Origin of the sequence: Pseudomonas sp. NFACC39-1 (assembly GCF_900110355.1) — a bacterium.
Lineage (GTDB): Bacteria > Pseudomonadota > Gammaproteobacteria > Pseudomonadales > Pseudomonadaceae > Aquipseudomonas > Aquipseudomonas tehranensis.
This window is the reverse complement of record NZ_FODL01000006.1, coordinates 72,063-95,713: the sequence shown is the minus strand read 5'-3', so window position 1 is coordinate 95,713 and position 23,651 is coordinate 72,063. Positions and strand designations below refer to the sequence as shown.

23 protein-coding genes are annotated in these 23,651 nt (G+C 62.6%); 12 read left to right on the top strand and 11 right to left on the bottom strand.

What is annotated here, in order from left to right; translation table 11 throughout:
* Positions 1-131: 131 nt before the first annotated feature.
* On the top strand, positions 132-1,130 hold the full coding sequence (locus BMY45_RS14640; RefSeq protein ID WP_092398758.1) for a LysR family transcriptional regulator: 999 nt from the start codon (positions 132-134) through the stop codon (positions 1,128-1,130).
* On the opposite strand, the gene BMY45_RS14635 is transcribed toward BMY45_RS14640, so the two are convergent.
* Positions 1,125-3,698: a bifunctional diguanylate cyclase/phosphodiesterase gene (locus BMY45_RS14635; RefSeq protein ID WP_092398756.1), complete on the bottom strand. Its 2,574-nt coding sequence runs from the start codon at positions 3,696-3,698 to the stop codon at positions 1,125-1,127. The genes BMY45_RS14640 and BMY45_RS14635 overlap by 6 nt on opposite strands.
* A gap of 333 nt (positions 3,699-4,031) precedes the next feature.
* Here BMY45_RS14635 and BMY45_RS14630 point away from each other — a divergent pair, with 333 nt between their 5' ends.
* The 3 genes from BMY45_RS14630 to BMY45_RS14620 all read left to right on the top strand — a co-directional run bounded on the left by BMY45_RS14630 (position 4,032) and on the right by BMY45_RS14620 (position 6,145).
* Positions 4,032-4,418 (top strand): EF-hand domain-containing protein, encoded by a 387-nt coding sequence (locus tag BMY45_RS14630; protein ID WP_092398754.1) that lies wholly within the window; start codon positions 4,032-4,034, stop codon positions 4,416-4,418.
* Between the two features lie 85 nt (positions 4,419-4,503).
* Positions 4,504-5,391, top strand: coding sequence for an HvfB family MNIO-type RiPP peptide maturase (locus BMY45_RS14625; protein ID WP_371913927.1), 888 nt, complete (start codon positions 4,504-4,506; stop codon positions 5,389-5,391).
* A complete protein-coding gene (locus BMY45_RS14620; protein ID WP_092398752.1) occupies positions 5,384-6,145 on the top strand; it encodes an HvfC family RiPP maturation protein in 762 nt (253 codons plus the stop codon). Before BMY45_RS14625 ends, BMY45_RS14620 begins: the two co-directional genes overlap by 8 nt.
* A gap of 113 nt (positions 6,146-6,258) precedes the next feature.
* Here BMY45_RS14620 and BMY45_RS14615 read toward each other — a convergent pair whose 3' ends face one another.
* From BMY45_RS14615 to BMY45_RS14600, 4 genes are all read right to left on the bottom strand, one after another.
* Positions 6,259-6,765: an HvfX family Cu-binding RiPP maturation protein gene (locus BMY45_RS14615; RefSeq protein WP_092398749.1), complete on the bottom strand. Its 507-nt coding sequence runs from the start codon at positions 6,763-6,765 to the stop codon at positions 6,259-6,261.
* A gap of 16 nt (positions 6,766-6,781) precedes the next feature.
* Positions 6,782-7,408, bottom strand: a complete 627-nt coding sequence (locus tag BMY45_RS14610; RefSeq protein ID WP_092398747.1) for a ferric reductase-like transmembrane domain-containing protein — start codon at positions 7,406-7,408, stop codon at positions 6,782-6,784.
* A 269-nt stretch (positions 7,409-7,677) separates the two neighbouring features.
* The gene (locus BMY45_RS14605; RefSeq protein WP_092398745.1) at positions 7,678-8,988 is read right to left on the bottom strand and encodes an ATP-binding protein; all 1,311 of its coding nucleotides are present in this window, start codon (positions 8,986-8,988) and stop codon (positions 7,678-7,680) included.
* Positions 8,985-9,725 carry a response regulator gene (locus BMY45_RS14600; protein ID WP_003202589.1) on the bottom strand — a complete coding sequence of 247 codons (741 nt, stop codon included), beginning with the start codon at positions 9,723-9,725 and terminating at the stop codon, positions 8,985-8,987. The genes BMY45_RS14605 and BMY45_RS14600 overlap by 4 nt, the downstream gene beginning before the upstream one ends.
* Positions 9,726-9,956: 231 nt before the next feature.
* Here BMY45_RS14600 and BMY45_RS14595 point away from each other — a divergent pair, with 231 nt between their 5' ends.
* The 3 genes from BMY45_RS14595 to BMY45_RS14585 all read left to right on the top strand — a co-directional run bounded on the left by BMY45_RS14595 (position 9,957) and on the right by BMY45_RS14585 (position 12,186).
* Complete coding sequence (locus BMY45_RS14595; protein ID WP_092399334.1) at positions 9,957-10,220, top strand: DUF2790 domain-containing protein; 264 nt, start codon at positions 9,957-9,959, stop codon at positions 10,218-10,220.
* A 178-nt stretch (positions 10,221-10,398) separates the two neighbouring features.
* On the top strand, positions 10,399-11,622 hold the full coding sequence (locus tag BMY45_RS14590; protein ID WP_092398743.1) for a cytochrome c biogenesis protein DipZ: 1,224 nt from the start codon (positions 10,399-10,401) through the stop codon (positions 11,620-11,622).
* Between the two features lie 234 nt (positions 11,623-11,856).
* Positions 11,857-12,186, top strand: a complete 330-nt coding sequence (locus BMY45_RS14585; RefSeq protein ID WP_092399332.1) for a hypothetical protein — start codon at positions 11,857-11,859, stop codon at positions 12,184-12,186.
* An 8-nt stretch (positions 12,187-12,194) separates the two neighbouring features.
* Here BMY45_RS14585 and BMY45_RS14580 read toward each other — a convergent pair whose 3' ends face one another.
* Positions 12,195-14,075: a sigma-54-dependent Fis family transcriptional regulator gene (locus BMY45_RS14580; protein WP_092398741.1), complete on the bottom strand. Its 1,881-nt coding sequence runs from the start codon at positions 14,073-14,075 to the stop codon at positions 12,195-12,197.
* 358 nt (positions 14,076-14,433) lie between these two features.
* Between BMY45_RS14580 and BMY45_RS14575 the strand changes: the two genes are divergently transcribed.
* From BMY45_RS14575 to BMY45_RS14555, 5 genes are all read left to right on the top strand, one after another.
* A complete protein-coding gene (locus BMY45_RS14575; RefSeq protein ID WP_092398739.1) occupies positions 14,434-15,504 on the top strand; it encodes an ATP-NAD kinase family protein in 1,071 nt (356 codons plus the stop codon).
* A gap of 2 nt (positions 15,505-15,506) precedes the next feature.
* The gene (locus BMY45_RS14570; protein ID WP_092398737.1) at positions 15,507-16,484 is read left to right on the top strand and encodes a thiamine pyrophosphate-dependent dehydrogenase E1 component subunit alpha; all 978 of its coding nucleotides are present in this window, start codon (positions 15,507-15,509) and stop codon (positions 16,482-16,484) included.
* 48 nt (positions 16,485-16,532) lie between these two features.
* A complete protein-coding gene (locus BMY45_RS14565) occupies positions 16,533-17,549 on the top strand; it encodes an alpha-ketoacid dehydrogenase subunit beta (RefSeq protein ID WP_092398735.1) in 1,017 nt (338 codons plus the stop codon).
* The gene (locus BMY45_RS14560; RefSeq protein ID WP_092398733.1) at positions 17,549-18,661 is read left to right on the top strand and encodes an acetoin dehydrogenase dihydrolipoyllysine-residue acetyltransferase subunit; all 1,113 of its coding nucleotides are present in this window, start codon (positions 17,549-17,551) and stop codon (positions 18,659-18,661) included. The genes BMY45_RS14565 and BMY45_RS14560 overlap by 1 nt, the downstream gene beginning before the upstream one ends.
* Positions 18,662-18,745: 84 nt before the next feature.
* Entirely contained in the window at positions 18,746-19,810 is a 1,065-nt protein-coding gene (locus BMY45_RS14555) for a 2,3-butanediol dehydrogenase (protein WP_256573662.1), read from the top strand.
* A 57-nt stretch (positions 19,811-19,867) separates the two neighbouring features.
* Here BMY45_RS14555 and BMY45_RS14550 read toward each other — a convergent pair whose 3' ends face one another.
* The 5 genes from BMY45_RS14550 to BMY45_RS14530 form a co-directional block, all read right to left on the bottom strand.
* Positions 19,868-20,374, bottom strand: coding sequence for a DUF6644 family protein (locus BMY45_RS14550; RefSeq protein ID WP_092398729.1), 507 nt, complete (start codon positions 20,372-20,374; stop codon positions 19,868-19,870).
* A complete protein-coding gene (locus BMY45_RS14545; protein ID WP_092398727.1) occupies positions 20,374-20,724 on the bottom strand; it encodes a DUF6152 family protein in 351 nt (116 codons plus the stop codon). Before BMY45_RS14545 ends, BMY45_RS14550 begins: the two co-directional genes overlap by 1 nt.
* Before the next feature lie 26 nt (positions 20,725-20,750).
* A complete protein-coding gene (locus BMY45_RS14540) occupies positions 20,751-21,305 on the bottom strand; it encodes a DinB family protein (RefSeq protein ID WP_092398725.1) in 555 nt (184 codons plus the stop codon).
* Between the two features lie 179 nt (positions 21,306-21,484).
* Entirely contained in the window at positions 21,485-22,402 is a 918-nt protein-coding gene (locus BMY45_RS14535; protein ID WP_092398723.1) for a dihydrodipicolinate synthase family protein, read from the bottom strand.
* Between the two features lie 214 nt (positions 22,403-22,616).
* Positions 22,617-23,645: a trans-3-hydroxy-L-proline dehydratase gene (locus BMY45_RS14530; RefSeq protein WP_092398721.1), complete on the bottom strand. Its 1,029-nt coding sequence runs from the start codon at positions 23,643-23,645 to the stop codon at positions 22,617-22,619.
* Positions 23,646-23,651: the final 6 nt, after the last annotated feature.

The following is a 23,651-nucleotide window of genomic DNA, read 5'->3' as shown; positions in this document are numbered from 1 at the left end:
TTCGGACGGTCTTTTGACTTTCGCATGAGATTCAAGTGTCTGGGGAAAGATCGCAGCCTCGTTGCACTCGACAGCTCCTACACAGCTCCTACACAGCCACACGTATTCGTACAACCGACAGGGAGTCACCCATGACCTTCACCGAGCCCGCAGGACGCCAGGCTGTCACCGCATACCGCACACCGTTACGTGCCCCCGACCCGTGGCTGGCCATGGCCGGCGATATCGAGCCTCAGGTGGCGCAGTGTTTTCTGGTCAGTGCCCGTTGCGGCTGTTTCATGCAGGCGGCTCGCAGCCTGAACGTCAAAGCGACCTGGCTGCGCAAGCAGTTGGCGCAGTTGGAGGCGACGCTGCAACGCTCATTGTTCAGTTTCCAGGGCAGCGCCTTGACCCTCAGTCGCGAGGGTCGGCAGCTACAGGCGCGATTGATTGCACAGATCCACGCAGGCGCAGTGCCGCGCAATGATCAACCACGGGTCCGCCTGGCCGTGGCCGAGTCGATTCTGCACGACATCCTGGGCCGTGACCTGATCTCTTTGCTGCGGCGCAACGCCAGTGTGCGGTTGCAGATCATCACTCTGGACAGTGAGCTGGCGCTGCAAGCCATCAGTGCCGACCTGGTGCTGTGGTTGAGTGACTCGCACACGTTGGGGCCGGGGCCGAGTTTTCCCACGCAATCACCAGAACGACTGGCAAAGCTGGACTATGTGCCACACATCGCCAAACGCTACTCACGCCCGGCTACCCGCCCCGAGTGTCTGGACGACCTGAGTGACTACATGCTTGTGCAATGGCAGCCAGACTGTCAGGTGGACAGCTTTGCGCCGTGGAACACCCTGATGGAGCAACACCGCGTGGGCGTGGTGCAGGTGCAATCCTACGCATTGATGCTGGAAATGATTCGTTGCAGCGCCTGCATCGGTCTGTTGCCTCAGTACATGAGTTGCTTGGACCGTGGCCTCATCGCGTTGCCGAGGGTATTCGAGCACCCGATGCAGCGTCAGTTATGGATGGCCGTGGGCAGTCACGCCCTGGACATGCCGCAAGTGCAGATGCTTGTCGAATTGATTCGGCACACGCTGGATGAGCGCAAAGAGTGGTTTCACGTCATCCAGAACGATGCCCTATAACCACCGGGGTGTTGTAAAGAATGAGGCCATTTCCGAGCGGGCCAGGGCCGAGCCGAAGTAGGGGCCTTGTACGTGGTCGCAGGCCACGCTGCGCAATTGGCGGAATTGCCGGGCGTTTTCGATGCCTTCGGCGGTGACCATGAGCCCCACGCTGCGGCTGAGCCGGATCATCGCCAGGACGCCTTCCTGATCATGCTCCAGGCCCAACTGAGCGAGAATGTTGCGATCGAAGCGAATGCCATCGAACGGTTGGTTCAGTACCTCGCGAAGGGAGGCAATGCTGGTGCCGAACTTGTCGATGTTGATGCGCACGCCCAGGTCCTTGAGCGCATGAAGGGTACTGGCGACTGCTTTGTGGTCGATCAGAAGCACCCCTTCGGCCACTTCCAGGGTCAGGCGCTGAGGGGCCAGGCCGCTCGTTTCGAGGGCCGTTCGCACCTGATTGAGTAAGAAGCTGCTGCTGAACCATTTGGGCGAAACCGCCACGGAAACGCTGACAGCGGTCGGCCAGTTCACCGCTTCTTCACAAACGTTGATCAACATCCAGGTTCCCAGCTCTTCCAGTTGGCCAGACGCTTCGGCGATCGGGATGAAGTCCGCGCCACCCAGTTCACCTTTCTCGGGATGGTGCCAGAAAGTCTGGGCCTCGAAGCCGTGCAGTTGTTCGGCGCACACATCGAAGCGAGGCAAGTAGCGCAGCTCCAGTTGTTCGCCTTGCATAGCGTCGCGCAGTTGCTGCTCATAGCGCCGGCGGTCGCGGGCCAGGTTGCCCATGGCTTCCTCATAGACCCGCCAGGTGTTGCGCCCCGCTGCCTTGGCCGCATACAACGCGATGTCCGCGTGGCGCAACAATTCGGTGGCGCGCTCGTCACCGGGTTGCGACCAGGCCACACCGATGCTCACGCCCAGGTACAAGGTATTGCCGTCCAGGTGCATGGGGCGCTGCATGCAATCGATCAGGCGCTCACAGAGTTGTTCAAGGTCTTGGGGACTGCCGGGATCGGGCATGACGATGACAAACTCATCACCACCCAGACGGGCCACCAGGTCGGAGCTGCGCACGTTCTGCTGAAGGATATGGGCCACTTCCCGCAGCACTTTGTCGCCTACGGCATGCCCCAGAGAATCGTTGACCGGCTTGAACCGGTCCATGTCCAGGTTCAGCACCGCCAGCGGTGCCCCATCGGCCGGGTCCAGGTGTTCGCTGAGGCAATCGAACAGCCGGTTTCGATTGGCCAGCCCGGTCAGCGGGTCGTGCAGCGAGAGGTGCTTGATCTGGGCCAGCGCCCGCAGCTCCTCGGTAATGTCGGTGGCGGTGCCCCGAAAGCCCAAGGTCCCGGCTTCGATGGCTCGGACCGAAAGTTTGCAAGTGCGGATACGCTGATTGCGCGCGGTGTACTCACATAACAACGGGGCCGACGAATCGCTGTTGGCCCCGCCGAGCAGCCATTGGGCTATCGAAATCGAGCCACCGTGGGGATGGAGCAGCCGGTGCAGGGGCTTGCCCAGCCATTGTGTGGGGTTGAAGCCGGTCACTTGTTCAAAACGTTCCGACAGGTAGGTCAGTGTCCCGATCGAATCCACTTCCCATAACCAGTCGGAGGACACTTCGGCAATGTCCCGAAAGCGTTCTTCGCTACGTTCCAGTGCCTTGCGGTGGGCCAGCAGGCTGGCGTACTGACCTTCCTGGGCGCGAAGCATGACCAGGGCATGGCGCAGCACCGCCAGCGCGAGGATGGCCAACACCAGCAGGGCCAGGACCAGCAAGGGCAGCAGTACCTTGCGCAGATCGTTGCCGGGAGTCTCCGGACGCCACGCCAAAGCCTCGTCGATCTGGCTGTCAAGGGATATCCGGGCCATGCCGATCTGCTCCGGCGCCTGGGTGATGTGGGCATCCGGCAGGGCAAAGTCCCGCGCCAGGTTTTGCAAAGCGGCAGTATCAAGGACTTTCACGAACAGCAGCAAACTGGGCGGGCCCGGGATTTCGGGCACGCTGTCGTCGGTGCCGACGGTGATGGCCGAGGCGGCGACAAACGCGGGCGCGCCGTCGTGATGCAGCAGCTCGACGATGACTTCATCGCGGTTCGGCGGGGCGCTGGCTTTCTTCGCCAGCCCTTGCAGGTCACCGGCCAGCCACGTGCCGGCATCAACCTCACTCATCTCACCATTGATGACCGAATAGACGGTTTTGCCTGTCGGGGAAATGACAAACACCGCCTGGTAGCCGTAGAGCCCGAAAACGCTGCTGCCGACATTTTCCTGGGCATAGGCCCAGTCTTTGTCCATTTCGACATGCAGATGTCGGTAGGCGTCGCTCCACTTGGAGTAATCGCTCAGGTCCCGTTCGATGCCGCTGCTTATGGAATCAATGGCCCGCTGGGCAAAAAACAGGCTCTGTTCACGGGCGCGCTCATCCTGAGCCCTGGTAATGTTGAGCAGCACGGCGATCGCCAGTGCTGACATGACAAAAAGCAGAAACATGATGGCTGGGAAGGTGCGACGCGTGAAACTGCGGCTTGGCAGGCCTGGGAGAGAAACGGTTGTGTCGTTGCCAGCATCTTCAGTCATAAACAAGCCATCAGCTAAACGCGAAATATCCCGCACGTCTCTGTATCGGCTGTCGGCTCAATTAACTTAACCATTGCGACAGGTGACATGGCGCAGAGGCTCATGGCTCTTGGCCTTCAGGCAAACCGGCCGTCGTAGAGGCCTGCCTGAGTCCTTGTCCTGGCGGTGGGCTTGTATCGGAGTGTGTAGCTGGGCGGCCTGGATACATTCGCTTATGTTCACCTTGGCTTGCGACACAGCCCGGATACACATCGACGGTTAACTACGCCTGCCAGCCGACACCGGTTCCCGGTGTTGGTGACTGGCGTATTTGATCTTTCGAGGAACACCCCCATGCTCAACTTCTCCAGCCACTCCTCTCTTGCACTGGGTCTGGCCCTGGTCGGCGGCCTTGGCCTTTCCACTGCGGCTTCGGCGCTGACCATGAACGACCTGGCCCAGGGCTACACCCTGGCGGCGGCCGATACCGTGAAGAAACCCGCTGAGGGCAAGTGCGGCGAAGATAAATTTGCCAAGACCGATACCAACCACGACGGCAAGGTTTCACGCGAGGAGTTCATCGTAGCGGCGCCGGAGCGCGCGGCTGAGTACGACAAGATCGACGCCAACCATGACGGCGGCATCTCGCTGCCTGAGGCCGAGAAGTACCTGGCGGGCCAGGCCAAGAGCGCCGAAGGCAAATGCGGCGAGGGCAAGTGCGGGGCGGCTATCGAGTCCTGATGCTAAATGGTGGGGAGCCGGGTAGCGATGTGATCGGGTACGGCCCCGCCAAGGCTCCCCATCTCTTATTCCAAGGAGATGTGCCATGCCTCACCCTTCTGGCCGCACAGGGCCCACCATCCAGGCTTCAGCCTCGCCCGCCAAACCATCAGTAGGCCTGGGCCTGCGCCGCGCGTTGCTCGATGAACTGCGCGCGGCGCCCGCCGGGGATTTCGACTTTCTCGAAGTGGCCCCGGAAAACTGGATCAATATAGGCGGCGCCCATGGCGCCGCTTTGCATTGGCTGGCTGAACGCTATCCGATGTCGTGCCATGGCCTGTCGTTGTCCCTGGGCGGGCCGGCGCCGCTGGACTTGGCGTTTCTGAGGCAGGTGCGCGATTTTCTGGATCGCTTCAACGTGCCGATGTACAGCGAACACCTGAGTTACTGCGGCGATGACGGGCATTTGTATGACTTGCTGCCGTTACCCTTTACCGAGGAAGCGGTGCATCACGTCGCGGCACGGATCCGGCAGGCCCAGGACGTATTGGGGAGGCGCCTGGCCGTGGAGAACGTTTCCTATTACGCCGCACCGCAACAAGACATGACGGAGCTGGAATTCACCCGCGCGGTATTGCACGAAGCCGATTGCGACCTGCTGCTGGACGTCAACAACGTCTACGTCAACTCGGTCAATCACGGCTTCGATCCCCAGGCATTCCTGGCCGGCCTTGAACCTGGGCGGGTGGTGGGCATGCACGTGGCCGGGCACTACGACGAGTCCGACACCTTGAAAATCGACAGTCATGGCGCGCCGGTCAAACCGCTGGTCTGGGCGTTACTGGCCCAGGCCTACGCGCGTTTCGGTGTCCAGCCGACCTTGCTCGAACGGGACTTCAATTTCCCGCCTTACGCCGTGCTGGCCGCCGAACTGCAGACCCTCCGCCAATTGCAGCATCAGGCCGAGCCAGGGCGGGCGGTGGCCCATGGCTGAAATCGTGCAGACACTGCATCAACAGCAGCAGGCGTTGACCCGCTACCTACGCGATCCTGATCACTGCCCGATTCCGCCGGGCATGGACGCGGCTCGGGCGCAGGTGTATCGCGACCTGATTTTCGAGAACATGCGCGGGTTGCTCAGCGGTACATTCCCGGTGTTGGTGAGTGTGCTGGGGCAGGAGGCGTGGCGGACCTGCGTACGCCGTTTCTTGCGTGAGCATCGTTGCGTCAGTCCCCGGTTCGCAGACATTGCCGCAGAGTTCGTGGGGTATCTCGCGGCCCGGCAGGCGCCTGACGAACCAGCGTTCATGGCCGAGCTGGCTCACTACGAGTGGGTTGAAATGGCGCTGCTGCAAGCGCAAGCCGAGTCGCTGCCGGCCAGTGATGAGACGGCATTGCTCGATCAACCTTTGCGTCTCTCTCCGTTGGCCTGGCCGCTGGCGTACCTCTGGCCAGTACATCGCTTGGCGCCGGGCTACCAGCCCCCAACGCCACCGCCGCAACCGACGCTGCTGCTGGTGCGGCGAACGCCTGGGTTTGCGGTGCGCTTTTCCGAGCTCAGTCCGTTGGCCTGGCGGCTGTTGCAGCGTATCGAGCAGTTTCCCGGGTTGCCTGGGCGCGATCAGTTGTTGGCGCTGGCGCGGGAGGCGGGGGTGGATTCAAACGAATTCATGGACAGCGCGGTGATGTTGTTGCGCCAGATGCACAGGGAAGGGGTGGTCGGGGCGCAAGCGCAATCCGGTGGTTAAACGCAGAGCTTCCCTGTGGGAGCGGGCTTGCTCGCGAAGGCGGTATATCAGTCAAAACTAAGTTGACTGACACAACGCCTTCGCGAGCAAGCCCGCTCCCACAGGGGGTTGTGTCAGGTCTTGCCAGGGCGGTGTAACCCGGTCTTGAGCAGCGCATCGACACTCAACTTCCCGGCTCCCTGCAACACCAACGGCAACAACGCCACCAGATAGATCAACGGCAGTTTGAAGTTGCCGTGGCCTTTATTGGTGATGGCGTACCCCTGGGCCAGTTCACTCAAGGTTGACCAATCCGCCGGCCAGTGCACGGCGGCGGTGGCGACGACCGTGACAACCATCAACACCAGAGCCGAGAAACGGGTGCCCAAGCCGATGAGCAAGGCGATGGCGCAGAGCAGTTCGGCCCACATCGACAGTTCCCAGTTCCAACTGGCCGGCAAATGGTTGAAGGGAAAGGGGAACGCGGCCTGGATGTCGGCAAACCAGTTTTCGCCCTGCCATTTCTCCCAACCGGATTCGAAAAACTCCCAGGCCAGGAACAGGCGCAGGCCCAATGGCGCAAGCCATGCTGCGGCACGATCCAGACTTATGCGCAGTCCTTTCAAAGCTTCTGAGTACATGATCGGGCTCCCGCAACTAGGCAGCATGCTGCAGTGGCTGGCGTCGTTTGTTGGCCTGGGCAAGCTTGCCCACCAGCCGGATGGCGATGGCGGCGCAGGTCAGGCCGAAGGGCAGCACGTACCAGGCACTCATGGGAATGCGCTTGAAGTTGGAGTAGGCAAAGATCGCCACCAGCACCCACATGCCGCTGACGTGCAGGCGTTTCCAGGCTTTGGCGCCTATCAGGCGCGTGGTGCTTTTGAAGGAGGTCAGGGCCAGCAGCAGGATGAACACGTAGCCGACGGAGCCGGGGATATTGCCAACGGTGGTACGACCCGGCCAGAACTCGGGGTTGAGCTGCCCATAGCTGTAGATCAGCACGGCGTGCACCAGATGGGAAAACGCGAAGGCCAAGCCGATGAAACGTCGCTCGCGGACCAGGGACCGGCTCAGGGGCGACGGCACTAGCACGGCGAACGCCGAGGCGGTAAAGGCCAGCAGAAACAAGGCGAAGGATGAGCGGGCGGTGGCGCGGATGGCGCTGCGCACGCCCTCGGTCAGATCCGGGTGGAGCACCAGGGTCAGTGCGGTCATCAACAGCACCAGGGCGGCGAGCAGGCTGAACAGCGACCAGCCCTGGAAACGAAACGTGGAAACAGGCATGAGAAGGCTCCTTGGGTGTAGGGCCCGGTCGCGGATAGCGACCGGGAACACGAGGGAGTTTTTCAAACGGGTGTAGGTGGGGTGTGTCTGGAATGCGGGCGTTTGCAAGCCTGTGTAGCGCTGGCTATGGCGGACACATTGGCATACAAAGTGTGGCGCTTAACCCTGTGGGAGCGGGCTTGCTCGCGATAGCGGATGGTCAGGCGACATCATTGTTGAATGTGCCGACGCCTTCGCGAGCAAGCCCGCTCCCACAGTTTGGCTCCACGTTAACTATCGACCCTCAGCCGCAACTCGGCACACAACCCGCCGCCGTCTCGGTTGCTCAAGGTCAGCGAACCGCCCATGGCGATTGCCAGTTGCTGGGCGATCGCCAGCCCTAACCCAGTACCACCGGTTTCCCGGTTGCGCGAGCTTTCCACCCGGTAGAACGGTTTGAGCACCTCGGCCAGTTCCTGTTCATTGATGCCGGGGCCACGGTCCAGCACTTGAATCGCCAGTTGTCCGGTGGCCGTGGGCTGCACCTGGATCTGCGCCGCGCCGCCGAACTTCAAGGCGTTGTCCACCAGGTTCACCAGTACCCGGCGCAGGGCATGGGGCCGGGTGTCGAGGACCGCGGCGGTTTTCCCCGATAGCTGCACGTCCTGGCCGATGTCCTGGTAGTCGAACGCCAGGCTGTCGAGAAACGCATCCAGGTTGATGCGACAGCTGGCTTCAGTGGCGCCATGGATGCTGCGGGCATAGGCCACGCCTTCGCGCACCAGGTGTTCCATTTCACTCAAGTCGCTCCACAGCTTGTCCTTTTCGATGCCGTCGTCCATGAACTCGGCGCGCAGCTTCATGCGCGTGATGGGGGTTTGCAAGTCATGGGAAATCGCCGCCAGCAACTGCATGCGCTCCTTGAGGTAGGCGGCGATACGGTCCTGCATGGCATTGAATGCCTTGGCGGCATGCACCACTTCGGTCGGGCCTTTTTCGTCCAGGCGCACGCTGTGGGCATTCGGGTCCAGGGTTTCCACCGCCTGGGCCAGCCGGGTCAGAGGACTGACCGCGATGCGCACGGCCAGCCAGGTGCAACCGATCAACAGCGCCAGTTGCCCCAGCAACACCACCGGGAGCCAGGGGGAGAGGGGCATCATCGCCGGGCGCACGTCGATGGTCAGCGGGCTGCCGTCGGCCAGGCGCAGGTGCGCCTGGTAGTGCTGCTTCGGTCCGGGAATGTCGGTGAACGTCAGGGCATAGGCCTGGCCGAGGGCCTCCTGGATTGAAGTCACCGACACCGGGGCGTTGTCAGGAAGCATTCGCTGGCCTGGCTGACCTTCATCGAGCAGGTAGCCATAGTTGCGTCGGGCGAGTTTTGGCAGCCAGGCCTGGCGTTCGGCAGCCGGCAGGCGGTCGAGAATGGCGACCGAGGTCGAGACGTCGGTTTCCAGGTTGCCGAGCATGGTGGTCTTGGCACTCTGGTAGCGCTCGTAGTACTGGGCGCCGAACGACAGGCCCTGGGCCAGGATCAGGCCGATCAGGAAGATCAGGGACAGGCGCGAGGCGAGGGTGCGCGGCCAGCGTAGCGGCAGGGTCATACCGACGCCTCAAGGATCTCCACCGGCAACGAGAACACATAGCCTTCGCTGCGCACGGTCTTGATGTAGGCCGGCTCCCGGGCATCATCCAGCAGCCGTTGACGCAGACGGCTGACCAGCAAGTCGATGGAGCGGTCAAACAGATCGGCGTCCCGCCCCTGGGTCAGGTTCAGCAACTGATCGCGATTGAGCACCCGCTGCGGGTGGTCGAGGAACACCCGCAACAGGCGATATTCGGCGCCGCTCAAGGCGACCATGGTGCCGTCGGTGTCGAGCAGGTGCCGGGCAGTGGTGTCCAGGCGCCAGCGGCCGAACGCCAGCAAGCGACCGCTTTCGGTGACCACCAGATTGGGCGGCAACATGCGGGTACGCCGTAGCACAGCGTTGATCCGCGCCAGCAACTCCCGGGCGGCGAAGGGTTTGACCAGGTAATCGTCGGCGCCCATTTCCAGGCCGATGATGCGGTCGGTTTCATCGTTGCGGGCGGTGAGCATCAGCACCGGTGTGGCCTTGTGTTTGCCGGCGCGCAGTTCTCGGCACAGCACCAGGCCGTCATCGCCCGGCATCATGATGTCCAGCACGATCAGGTCCACCGGGGTGGTTTCCAGAAAGGCACGCATCTGCCGGCCATCGGCAACCACGGTGGTACGCAGGCCGTTCTTTTTCAGGTAGTTGCCTACCAACTCTCTGATTTCGCGATCGTCATCCACGATCAACACATGATCGACATGATCCATGGTGTTCAGCCCCTTGGCGTTTCGTTGTGATCAGTCTACAGGCGCCGGCCGGCCCGGCTCGCGGCGGTTTGTATTGCAGTGTATCTGGCGCGCGGCGGATACACAGGGATTCAAAAAGCCGCGTTGCCCGATACAGACGCGATACCTCACGGGCATTCAATGGCATCCATCGAGGCGACAGAACACGCCCCGGCCGAAAACACACCCATTGAATGCATCGAGGACACCGCCATGAACACCAAAGCCGTCTACGCCGCCTGCCTTTTCGCCGCGCTGAACATCTGCACCTTGTCGGCCCGGGCCGAGAGTCACGTCCAGGCTCAGACCTACGCCTATGGCACCCACCTGGATATCCAGAAGGTCCTGTCCTTCAGCGAAGACCCGAACCCGGCCTGCGGCGTGGTGAATGCCCGCATGACCTACCTGGACTCAGCGGGCCACAAGCAGGCGCTGGACTATCGCAAGCTGGCTGACAACTGCAGCAACCAGAACTGACTCGCCTTGGAAGCCAACCTGTGACAGTAAATCTGTGGGAGCAAAGCTTGCTCGCGATAAACGATGACGCGGTATTGCCAGGAATCGAGGCGCCTGCATCGCGAGCAAGCTTTGCTCCCACAGAGGCGCCGCCCGATTGGGTGTGTTCAGTCTATCTACCTGCCGTTGAGGTGTTGCCATGCTTTTGATCGCTTTCCTGGGCGGGATCCTGACGATCCTCAGTCCCTGCATTCTTCCGGTGGTACCGTTTCTGTTTGCCCGGGCCAATCGCTCGCGGGGCTCGGTACTGCTGACGCTGGCCGGCATGGTGCTGACGTTTGCCCTGGTTTCGAGCCTGGCGGTGGTCAGCAGTGAGTGGGTGGTGCGGGCCAGCAGCGTTGGCCGGCAAGTTGCGCTGTGGGTGATGGTGCTGTTCGCCTTGTCGCTGATGTTCAGCCGCGTCGGTATATGGCTGGCGCGACCGCTGGTGAGCCTGGGCAACCGTATTGATGCCGGCGCCGGACGGATGGCCGGGCCTGTGGCTTCGGTGCTGATCGGGGTCGCCACCGGGCTGCTCTGGGCGCCGTGCGCCGGGCCGATACTCGGGGTGATTCTGACCGGGGCCATGCTGCAAGGCGCGAGCGCTGAAACCAGCCTGTTGTTGCTCGCTTACGGGCTGGGCAGTGCCTTGTCGCTGGGTCTGCTGATCCTGGCCGGGCGCGGATTGGCCGACCGCCTCAAGCTGTCATTGCCGATCACCACCTGGCTGCGTCGGGGCACCGGTGTCGTGGTATTGCTGGCGGCCGTGGCGATTGGCACGGGTGCCGATGACCGCCTGTTGGCCAGTACCTCCTCCGAAGGGGCGGCGACCCTGGAGCAGGGATTACTGAAAAATGTGCCCAAGGCCATCGATTACCTGGTCGAAAAGGCGAGCGCGGGCCCCCTGGAATCGCTTCAGCCTCAGGGTGAAATGCCATCCCTGGAGGGCGCCGTGCAATGGTTGAACTCGCCACCCTTGAGCAGCGAGTCGCTGCGGGGCAAGGTGGTGCTGGTGGATTTCTGGACCTATGACTGCATCAACTGCCAGCGCACGCTGCCTTATGTGAACGATTGGGCACGCAAGTATGAGAAGGATGGGCTGGTGGTGATCGGCGTGCACACCCCTGAGTATGGGTACGAGAAAATCATCGACAACGTACGCAAGCAGGTTCGCCAGCTGGGGATCGGCTATCCGGTGGCCATCGATAACCAATATGCAATCTGGCGCGCCTTCAACAACCAGTACTGGCCGGCCCACTACTTCATCGACGCCAAGGGACAGGTGCGCTACAGCCACTTTGGCGAAGGGCGGTATGCCGAACAGGAACGGGTGATTGAGCAGTTGTTGGAGGAGGCCAGAGCCAACTCCGGTGAGATGCACTGACCGAAGAGAACTCTCCAAGCACTTGGTCTTTGTGGCGAGGGGATTTATCCCCGCTGGGCTGCGCAGCAGCCCCTCTGGCTCTATCTGACACACCGAGCTGTGAGGTTTTAGGGCCGCTTCGCGACCCAGCGGGGATAAATCCCCTCGCCACAAGGATGGCGTAGCCGTGCTGGCCCCTTGCTCTTTACAAGGTTGTCAAACTTCTTTTATTTCAGAAAGTTGGGCGACAAACCTATGCGGATTTCTATGTGGGTCGTGGTGACGTTTCTTTTGGTCGCCGTTTCGCTTGAGGCTCAGGCAAAGGCGCTGACGAAAAACCAGCAGTCGGTATGCCGCTGGGGTTCGGACATTGCCGCCGGCGCCCAGGCGTCGAAGCTTTCCGGGATCACCTTGTATGGCGCGCGCAAAAGGTTGCAGGTGCGCAAGTTTCCCCGGCCATGGATGCGCATGACCGCCCTGGGCATCACCGAACAGACCTATAACAGCGCTTCACGGCTCAAGCCCGCGGCCATCAAGCAGACCTACTACGAACAGTGCGTGCGGCATGCTCTGGCGCGAAGATAAGCGTTGTTTCACGCCGGGCTTCTGCCGGGCATTTCGATGCCATGCAGGTGAACCCTTCGATACAGGGTCGCTCGGGAAATGCCCAGCGACCGTGCCGCCGCGGTGGGCTTCCAGCGATGACGCACCAGTGCATCGAGCAGTACCTGACGCTCCGGGCTGGCGCTGGGTTGCGGGGCTTGCGCAGGCGCGTCTGCGCTGTGCAATGACTCGGGCAGATGACTGAGCTGGATCACACTCGCTTCGCTCACCGCGCAGGCGTAGCGCAGCACATGGCGCAACTGGCGGATATTGCCTGGCCAGTGATAGCCGAGCAGGCATTCCAGGGCCGCGCCGCTCAGTTGCACCATCGCCCCGCACAGCGCCGATTCCTCCTCAAGGAGGCGGTTGATCAACGCCAGGCGATCACTGCGCTCACGCAGCGGCGGCAGTTGGAAGCGGGCGCCACCCAGACGAAAGTACAGATCTTCGCGAAACCCGCCGGCGGCGACCAATGCCTCCAGGTCGCGGTGGGTGGCGCAGATCACCTGAATATCCACGGCCCTGCGCCGTGATGCACCCAGCGGCGCCACTTCACCTTCGGCCAATACCCGCAACAGGCGCGTTTGCAAAGCCAGGGGCATGTCCCCGATTTCATCCAGAAACAGCGTGCCGCCATCGGCCTGTTGCAGCAGGCCCTGCATACCTTTGGCCGAGGCCCCGGTAAAGGCCCCGGCCACATAGCCGAACAACTCGCTTTCGATCAGGCTTTCAGGGATCGCCGCGCAGTTCAATGCCACGAACGGCCGGTCATGGCGTTGGCTGGCCTGATGCAGCTGGCGGGCAAATACCTCCTTGCCGGAGCCGGTTTCGCCCTGGATCAGTACCGGCAAGTTGCGATCCTTGACCCGCACCGCCAGGCGCAGGCTGTCGGCCAATCGAGGGTCCAGTTCCACCGGGGTCATTGCCACCCGCGGGCGCGGATTGGCCCGCTGTCGCGGCGCGCTCAAGCGACCATGCAAAAGCGCTTCGATGCCGGGGCTGGAAAAAGGATAAAGATGTTCGTCGCGGGCACGGTGCAGCTGTTGCTGGTCGAAAACCTGGCTGATGTGTCGCGGCAGTTGGCCGAAGTGTTGTGACAGGTGCTGGCGGGCGGCAGGGTTCAAGGCTTGCAGGCAACCGTCGTCGTCCCAGGCGAACAGCAAGTCCGGCTGGCTGTCGACGTAGCCGGCGTTGCGATGGGCCCGCAGCACCCAGTAGCCCTGGGCGCTGCTCATGAAAAAAGCCTGTTCGATTTCCCGAGCGCTCTGGACCACCATCTGCCGGATCAGATGTTGTGAGCGTCGATCATCCGGTGAACGCACCGCCGAGACGTCCAGAACTCCGAGCAACTGTCCTTGCGGGTCGAAAACCGGCGCGGCGGAGCAGGTCAGGCCGATGAACGCGGCCCGGAAATGATCGCGCTTGTGCACCGTCACCGGGGTTTTGGCCGTGAGCACCGCGGCCACGCCGCAGGTGCCTTCTTCCCCCTCCGACCAGCAGGTGCCCAGGTACAGCCCGGCCTTGCGGCAGTCATTGCGAAGGGTGTTTTCTACCCGGTAATCGATGGTCTGGCCCTGGGCATCGGTCAGCAGCACACAGTAGTCGGCGTCACGCACCCGACCATGCAGGCGTGCCACTTCTTCACTGGCGATATTGAGGAACAGCTCGGAGCGCTCGCGGCATTGCTTGAGCACGTCCTCGGAAAGGATGCGCGGGCCCTGCAGCGAGCCGGGGTCCAGGTGATGTTGCTCCATGGAGCGACGCCAGGAGTCGAGGATCAGGTCCGGGACCGGCAGTTGTGGCAATCGGTCCGCGTTTTTTACCACGCGGCTGACGCAATCCACATGCGCCCGGGAGTGTGCGGAAAGCATAGGGCCTCCGTTTCAGCTTCTTATCGTTGTGCGCTCATTAAGCGCCGATCGTCGATCGCAGACAAGCACGGTGAAACGCACCAGCCGGGGTGAGACGCCACGTCTCAGTGTCTCGACAGAACCTCGTGCAGGCTGACATGTCGCGTCTCACAGCGCCTGGGTGACTTCCATCCTGGCACGCGTCCGGAAGGCTCTGTTCCGGGCGTTTCGGCGCTTTTATAGGCAACTGGCACCGCCCTTGCTCTAGCGTCTGCAACCGGCCCGGTCGGCCTTCCAATAAAAAAACGAGGTGTTCTATGTCTTTGCACCGAGGGTGTTGCTGCCCAGGTCATTTATCTGAGCCACTGGCGGTGGCGCCATGAGCCGCCGTCCACTGACCGTGGGCATCATTGCCAACCCGGCGTCGGGGCGCGATGTGCGCCGCCTGACCGCCAACGCCGGGTTGTTTTCCAGCACCGACAAAGTCTCGGTGATCCAGCGGCTGCTGGCCGCCTTCGGTGCCACTGGTATCGAGCACGTCTTGATGCCGACCGACATGACCGGCATCGCCGCCGCCGTTCTGAAAAACAGCCACAGCCGCCAGGCGCGCAGCAGCCATTGGCCGGCCCTGGAGTTTCTTGACCTGACCTTGCGCCAGACCGTCGAAGACACGCGTTGCGCCGCGCGGCTGATGGCTGAACGCGAGGTGGCGCTGATTGCCGTGCTCGGCGGCGACGGTACCCACAAAGCTGTGGCGGCTGAGGTTGGCGACATCCCGCTGCTGACCCTGTCCACCGGCACCAACAACGCCTTCCCCGAACTGCGCGAAGCCACCAGCGCCGGGTTGGCCGGCGGGTTGTACGCCAGCGGCCGGATACCGGCGCAGATCGGCCTGCGCCGCAACAAACGCTTGTTGGTGTGCGATCCCGAACGCGGCTTGCGGGAAGTCGCCTTGGTGGATGTTGCTGTGTCGCCGCTGCGTTTTGTCGGTGCGCGGGCTATCAGCCGGGCGGCGGACCTGGCCGAGGTCTTTGTGACCTTTGCCGAACCGCAATCCATCGGCCTGTCAGCCCTGTGCGGCTTGTGGTTTCCAGTGTCCCGCCAGGCACCGGGCGGCGCCTGGATGCGCCTTGACCCGCAATCGCCCGAGGCGTTGCTGGTGCCGCTGGCCCCCGGCTTGCTGCAAGGCTGTGGCGTGCTTGCCGCTGGTCCCTTGGCCCCTGGCGTCCCCCAGGGCTTGTCGCTGTCCTGCGGCACCCTGGCCCTGGACGGCGAACGGGAAATCGAATTCAACGCCCAGGACCGACCCACGGTCACCCTCGATGCCGCAGGCCCACTGAGCATCGATGTCAACGCGGTGCTGGCCTACGCCGCGCAACAGCGTCTCTTGGCCATTGGTCGCGAACACCCGCAACACCCCCTGAACCTTCAAGGCACCCCTGGAGAATAAAAATGTCGACACCGCTCACCCCCGATCAACTGCTGCACGCCTACCAGGTGATGCGCACCATCCGCGCTTTCGAAGAGCGCCTGCACGTGGAATTCGCCACCGGCGAGATCCCCGGCTTCGTCCACCTGTATGCCGGCGAAGAGGCGTCGGCCGCCGGCGTCATGGCCCATTTGGGCGATGACGATTGCATCGCCTCCAACCACCGTGGCCACGGCCATTGCATCGCCAAGGGCGTGGACGTGTACGGAATGATGGCCGAGATCTACGGCAAGAAGACCGGCGTCTGCCAAGGCAAGGGCGGTTCCATGCACATCGCCGATTTCGAGAAAGGCATGCTCGGCGCCAATGGCATTGTCGGTGCCGGCGCGCCCCTGGTGGTGGGGGCCGCGCTGGCCGCACGGCTCAAGGGCACCGACAGCGTCGCCGTGGTGTTCTTTGGTGACGGCGGTTCCAACGAAGGCGCGGTGTTCGAAGCCATGAACATGGCTTCGGTGTGGAACCTGCCGTGCCTGTTCATCGCTGAAAACAATGGCTACGCCGAAGCCACCGCGTCCAGTTGGTCGGTGGCCTGCGATCACATCGCTGACCGCGCCGCCGGCTTCGGCATGCCGGGAGTGACGGTGGATGGCTTTGACTTCTTCGCCGTCCATGAAGCGGCCGGGGCCGCCGTCGAGCGCGCCCGGGCCGGGGAAGGGCCGTCACTGATCGAGGTGAAGCTGACCCGCTATTACGGCCACTTCGAAGGTGACGCACAGACCTACCGGGCTCCCGATGAGGTCAAGCATTTCCGTGAAAATCAGGACTGCCTGATGCAGTTTCGCGAACGCACCACCCGGTCCGGGCTGCTGGCGGCCGAGCAGTTGGACCAGATCGACAAGGAAGTGGAACAGCTGATCGAAAACGCGGTGTACAAGGCCAAGTCCGATCCCAAGCCCACGGCGGCGGACCTGCTGACCGACGTCTACGTCTCCTATCCCTGAACGCCTTCATCAAGCGCTCCTGATAAAACAAGAATAGAGAATCCCATCATGGCGAGAAAAATCAGCTATCAGCAGGCAATCAACGAAGCCCTGGCCCAGGAAATGCGCCGCGACGCCAGCGTCTTCATCATGGGCGAGGACGTCGCCGGTGGCGCCGGTGCGCCCGGTGAAAACGACGCCTGGGGCGGTGTGCTCGGCGTCACCAAGGGGCTTTACGACCAGTTCCCCGGGCGTGTGCTGGATACGCCGCTGTCGGAAATCGGTTACGTCGGTGCGGCGGTCGGGGCGGCGACCTGCGGCGTGCGCCCGGTGTGCGAACTGATGTTCGTCGACTTTGCCGGGTGCTGCCTGGACCAGATCCTCAACCAGGCGGCGAAGTTTCGCTACATGTTCGGCGGCAAGGCCTCCACGCCGCTGGTGATCCGTACCATGGTCGGTGCCGGTCTGCGCGCCGCCGCCCAGCATTCGCAGATGCTCACCTCCCTGTGGACGCACATCCCGGGGCTGAAAGTGGTGTGCCCGTCGTCGCCCTACGACGCCAAGGGCCTGCTGATCCAGGCCATTCGCGACAACGACCCGGTGATCTTCTGCGAGCACAAGTTGCTCTACAGCATGCAGGGCGAGGTGCCGGATGAGCTCTATACCATTCCTTTCGGCGAGGCCAACTTCCTGCGCGACGGCAAGGACGTGACCCTGGTCTCGTACGGGCGCATGGTCAACACCGCGATGGACGCCGCGCGCAGCCTGGCCGGGCGCGGCATCGACTGCGAGGTCATCGACCTGCGCACCACCAGCCCGATGGACGAGGACAGCATCCTCGAAAGCGTGGAGAAGACCGGGCGCCTGGTGGTCATCGACGAGGCCAACCCGCGCTGTTCCATGGCCACGGACATCTCGGCGCTGGTCGCGCAAAAAGCCTTCGGCGCGCTCAAGGCACCGATCGAAATGGTCACCGCGCCCCATACCCCGGTGCCGTTCTCCGATGCCCTGGAAGACCTGTACATCCCTGACGCGGCGAAGATCGAACAAGCCGTGCTCAACGTGATCGAGTGGAGCAAGTGCTGATGAGCCAGATTCATACCCTGACCATGCCCAAGTGGGGCCTGTCGATGACCGAGGGCCGGGTCGATGCCTGGCTCAAGGAGCAGGGCCAGGCCATCACCAAGGGTGATGAAGTGCTGGACGTGGAAACCGACAAGATCTCCAGCAGTGTCGAAGCACCCTTTTCCGGGATATTGCGCCGACAGGTCGCCCGGCAGGATGAAACCCTGGCGGTCGGCGCCTTGCTCGGCATTGTCGTCGACGGCGAAGCCAGCGATGCCGAGATCGATGCGGTCATCGAGCAGTTCCAATCGACCTTTGTGCCCGGCGACGCTGCCGACGAAGACAGTGGCCCGAAACCTCAGAAAATCGAACTGGACGGCCGGGTGATCCGCTTTTTCGAGCGTGGCGAGGGCGGCACGCCGCTGCTGCTGGTGCATGGTTTTGGCGGCGACCTGAACAACTGGCTGTTCAACCACGAGGCGTTGGCGGCCGGGCGTCGGGTCATCGCGCTGGACCTGCCGGGCCACGGCGAATCCGCCAAGACACTGCAACGCGGAGACCTGGACGAACTGAGCGCGGTGGTGCTGGCCTTGCTCGATCACCTGGACATCAACGCTGTGCATCTGGTGGGGCATTCCATGGGTGGGGCGGTGTCGCTGAACGCCGCGCGCCTGATGCCCCAGCGAGTACGGTCGCTGACCTTGATCGGCAGTGCCGGGCTGGGCGCGCAGATCAATGGCAGCTACCTCAAAGGCTTTGTCGAAGCGGCCAACCGCAACGCCCTCAAGCCGCAACTGGTGCAACTGTTCTCCGATGCCGAGCTGGTCAACCGGCAGATGCTCGATGACATGCTCAAGTACAAGCGCCTGGAGGGCGTAGACGCAGCGCTGCTGCAACTGTCAACGACGCTGTTCGCCGACGGTCGCCAGCAAATGGACTTGCGCGAAGTGGTGCAGGCCGGCGAGGTGCCGACCCTGGTGATCTGGGGCAGCGACGACGCAATCATCCCGGTGGCCCACAGCGACGGGCTGCATGCCCAGGTGGAGGTACTGCCCGGCCAGGGGCACATGGTGCAAATGGAAGCGGCCGAGCAGGTCAACCGGCTGATCCTCGGGTTCATTGAGCAGCATTGATCGGGCGGGCGGCGAGGTGATTCGTCGCCCCTACAAAATTCTGGAGGCAACCCTATGAACGTTTCAATCAAGCCTACCCGCAGCATGCGCGCCGCTGTCTGGCATGGCCGCAACGACATCCGCGTCGAAGACGTGCCGCTGCCCATTTCGCCGCCGGCCGGTTGGGTGCAGATTCGCGTGCAATGGTGCGGCATCTGTGGCTCTGACCTGCATGAATATGTGGCCGGTCCGGTGTTTATTCCGGTGGACGCACCGCATCCGCTGACCGGCATCAAGGGCCAGTGCATCCTCGGCCATGAATTCTGCGGTGAAATCGTCGAGCTTGGGGCCGGTGTCGAGGGTTTCAGCGTCGGTGAGCCGGTGGCGGCCGATGCTTGCCAGCATTGCGGCACCTGCTATTACTGCACCCACGGGCTCTACAACATCTGCGAAAACCTGGCGTTCACCGGGCTGATGAACAACGGTGCGTTTGCCGAACTGGTCAACGTACCGGCCAACCTGCTTTACAAATTGCCAGCTGATTTTCCCGCCGAAGCCGGCGCGCTGATCGAGCCGTTGGCAGTGGGTATGCATGCGGTGAAAAAGGCCGGCAACCTGTTGGGCCAGAACGTGGTGGTGGTCGGCGCCGGTACCATCGGCCTGTGCACCATCATGTGCGCTAAGGCCGCCGGCGCGGCGCAGGTGATTGCCCTGGAGATGTCCGGTGCGCGCAAGGCCAAGGCCCTGGAAGTGGGCGCCAGCCATGTCATCGATCCGAACGAGTGCGACGCCCTGGCCGAGGTGCGACGCTTGACCGCTGGCCTCGGCGCCGATGTCAGCTTCGAGTGCATTGGCAACAAACACACCGCCAAACTCGCCATCGACCTGATCCGCAAGGCCGGCAAATGTGTGCTGGTGGGGATTTTCGAGGAGCCCAGCCAATTCAACTTCTTCGAGCTGGTGTCCACCGAAAAGCAGGTGCTCGGTGCGCTCGCCTATAACGGTGAGTTCGCAGACGTGATCGCCTTCATCGCCGATGGGCGCCTGGACATCTCGCCGCTGGTGACCGGGCGCATCCAGCTGGAGCAGATTGTTGGCCAGGGGTTCGAGGAACTGGTCAACAACAAGGAGCACAACGTGAAGATTATCGTGTCACCTGCAAGGATCTGAGCGCGCCCGAGGTGGGCGATTGGCGATGGCCGGCAAGCGGCCATCGCATTTTTTATCTCAGGTGTAAGCCAGCAAGCGCCCACACAACACCACCGTGAACCATATCGCCACAGACAGCACCGCCTGCGCTTTTGCCAGTCCTGGTGCCGCGCTGGCGGTGTTCCATTGGCTGACCGTGCGATAAATACCGAGGTGAAACACCAAGGCGTTGAGGCCCGCTGCGGCAATCAGGCTCAGCTTGAGGATAAACACGCCGTTGCCGGCGAAGTCATGGGGATGGGCGCTGAACATCAGCAAGCCGGCGGGCACGATCAATAGCAGGGCCGCAAGGGCCCAGGGCAGTAGATGGCGGGCCAGTGCCGTCACGGCAATGTCCTTGGACACCCCCAACACCCGCAAATCGAACATCACCACCGCGCCCACCAACAGCGAAAACCCGATGATGTGTACCACCTCAACCGACGGGTAGAGCCACAGTTCGCCGCGCATGGCCTGCGCCAGGGCTGAACCCTCCAGCCGGTCCAACCAGCCTTGCGGGTCGTTGCCTGCCTCGAGGGCCTGCATCAGCGCAACTCGACGGTCTTGTTGTCGACGGTGATGCGTTCTGCGCGCAACTCATCGGGTTTGTTGCGGTTGGGATAGCCGGCCACACCCACCTGGTTGCCAGGCTTGAGCATGTCCTTGCTCAGGCCTCGGTTCTCCATGCGTGATGGCGGGGCAAGGACCACGGTCCAGGTTTTGTCCGGCGTTTTCAGGCGCACGAAGCCATGGGGGTGCGAATAGCCGGATTCTTCTATCGTTCCGTTGAGTTGCAGGGGATTGTCAGTGTTGTACTCGCTCCAGCCGTGATGGGCCAGGGCGGTCGTTGCCACCAGCATCAACGAGAAGCCGATGCAACCGAGTATGTGTTTCATGGCAGGTCTCCTGTTGGATCATCGGTTCAGCCCGGCCGGTAGTTGCGCCAGACGCGGTCTTCGCCGAGCTGCAGTGCCTGCTCCTCTGCTGCGCGAAACCTGCGGTCGCAGTCGAGGAAGAATTCATCGAGTTGCGGCGGTTTGACGTGGGTGGCACTGAGCATGGTGTGGACCTGTCCGCGATGATGGATCTGATGTTCGAACAGGTGCAACAGCAGCCGGTCGATTCGTTCGCGCACCACCCCGTCGGCACGCACCAGGTCGACGGAGCGGGCGAGGTCGTTTTCCCGCAGGGCTTCGCAAAATGCCACCAGCCGCTGGTCGGTTTGAGTTTGGTTGTGCCTCAGTGCCGCAAAGGCCAGCGTCTGGGAGAAGTCCTTTATCTGGCCGTCACGGTCGCCTTCCAGAGCAGTGAGGTAATAGCGGTCCACCTCCAGGATGTGGCAAAGCGTGGCCTGGATGGACGGGAAGAACCCCGTGCGCGGCGCCTCGTATTCGGCCTCGCTCAACTGCGCGCAGGCGCCGAGCAGCCTGTGGTTGGCCCATTGGTTGTTCAGGGCCTGGGCCAGGAAATAGTTCATGGGGCACCTTGTGGGAGTGAGCTTGCTCGCGATGATAGCGGCACATCCAGCATAGTCGATTCAGACAAACCGCTATCGCGAGCAGGCTCGCTCCCACAGGGATTTGTGGTGAATGTGGGAGCGAGCCTGCTCGCGATGGCGGCGGCGCTATCACCGCCGGTCAGCGCCATGTCCTACAGTCAAAGCCCTACATCCGGCAACACCGGCCGATTGGCCAGGGCCTTGGCCATGATCTGCTCGACATACACGCGATCCTCCTCCGGCAGCGCCAGGCGCGGTGGGCGGGTGAGGGCGCTGCCGCGACCTGCGATGGCTTCGCACAGTTTGATGCACTGCACCAGGTCGGCGCGGGCGTCCAGGTGCAGGATCGGCATCAGCCATTCGTAGATCGGCATCGCTTCGGCATAACGTCCGGCGCGAGCCAGGCGGAAAATGGTTTCGCCTTCTTGGGGGAACACGTTGGACATCCCCGAGACCCAACCTTCGGCACCCACCGCCAGGCTTTCCAGCACCACGTCGTCCAGGCCTGCAAACAACACAAAGCGGTCGCCGACCTCATTGCGCACGTCGATGAAACGCCGGGTGTCGCCGGACGAATCCTTGAAACACACCACGTTGTCGCAATCGGCCAGGGAAATCAGGATGTCCGGGGTCACGTCATTCTTGTAGATCGGCGGGTTGTTGTAGACCATCAACGGCACGTCGGCATGCCGGGCCACGTAGCGGAAATGCTCGGCGGTCTCGAACGGCTTGGAGCCATAGACCAGCGCCGGCATCAGCATCACCCCGTCGACACCGACTTTACGCACCGCGTTGGCGACCTTGGCCGCCTGCACGCTGGTGAACTCGGCCACGCCGCAGATCACCGGCACCCGACCCCGGGAAGCGTCCACCGCCACTTCGGTCACGGCGATTTTTTCCTCGGCACTCAGGGAGGTGTTTTCCCCCACCGAACCGCAGACCACCAGGCCTGACACGCCGTCGCGGATGACGTTGGAAATCACTTGATGGGTTTTTTCCAGGTTGATGGAAAAGTCATCGTTGAACTGCGTGGTGACGGCGGGGAATACGCCGCTCCAGTTGATGCGTTTGCTCATGGGGTGTCTCCGGTGGTTAAGGGTATTTCTCATATACGTAGGTAAAGTTGAGTCGAATACAGAGCTTTTGTGGCGAGGGAGCTTGCTCCCGCTGGGCTGCGAAGCAGCCCCAATAACTACCTGGCAACTCGGGGTGTCAGGCAAATCCAGAGGGCCGCTTCGCGACCCAGCGGGAGCAAGCTCCCTCGCCACAGGGATGTGCAAAGTTCGAAAGTCATGCGCCAGGCCAGGTGTCTGAAAGCCGATACCCTTGCGGCCACGGGTCTTCTGGATCCAGCAACAGTTGATGCGTGCCGGTGATCCACGCGCGCCCGGCGATACACGGATAAATCGCCGGGCGCCCGGCCACTTCGGTCAGTGAATCGATACGGCAGTGGAACTCGGAGCCGATGATCGAGCGGCCGATGAAGCGCTCTCCCACTTGCATCAACCCCTTGGCATGCAACACCGCCATGCGCGCCGAGCAACCGGTGCCGGTGGGGGAGCGATCGATCTTGCCGGGCTGGATCACCACGGCGTTGGCACCGCTGGCAATGCCGTTCTCCAGGACGATGGGCGCGGCGATCTGGCAAAACGAGATATGCGACCAGTCAGGGTTCAACGGATGGACAAAGCCCAGTTGTTCGTTGGCGGCTCGGGTGATTTTCAGTCCCACGGTCACCAACTCGGCCGCTTCATCGGGGCGGATGGCAAAACCCAGGCGCTGGGCGTCGACGATGACGAAACTGTCGCCGCCGTAGGCGGTGTCCACTTGCAGCGACCCCATCCCCTCGACTTCGATCCAGGCATCGAGGCGGTCGGCGAAGGAGGGCACGTTCCTGATTTCCACCCGCTGGACTTTGCCGTCACGACAGTCGGCCACCGCTTCGATCAGCCCGCCGGGAGCTTCGAGGACCAAGCGCGTCTGGGGTTCGGTCATGGGCAGGATGCCGCTGTCCAGCAATACGGTGGCGACGCACAACGAGTTGGAACCGGACATCGGCGGTGTGTCGGCCGGTTCCATGATGATCCAGGCCATCTGCGCCCGTGGGTCTTTGGCGGGCACCAGCAGGTTGACGTGACGGAACACGCCACCACGGGGCTCGTTAAGCACGAAGTTACGCAGGGTCTGGTCCTGGGCGATCCAGCGTGACTGTTCCCATACGGTGGCGCCGGGCGGTGGTGCGACGCCGCCGACGATCACATCGCCGACTTCGCCTTCGGCGTGGCAGCTGACGACATGGATGATTTTCGATGAGCGCATGAGTCA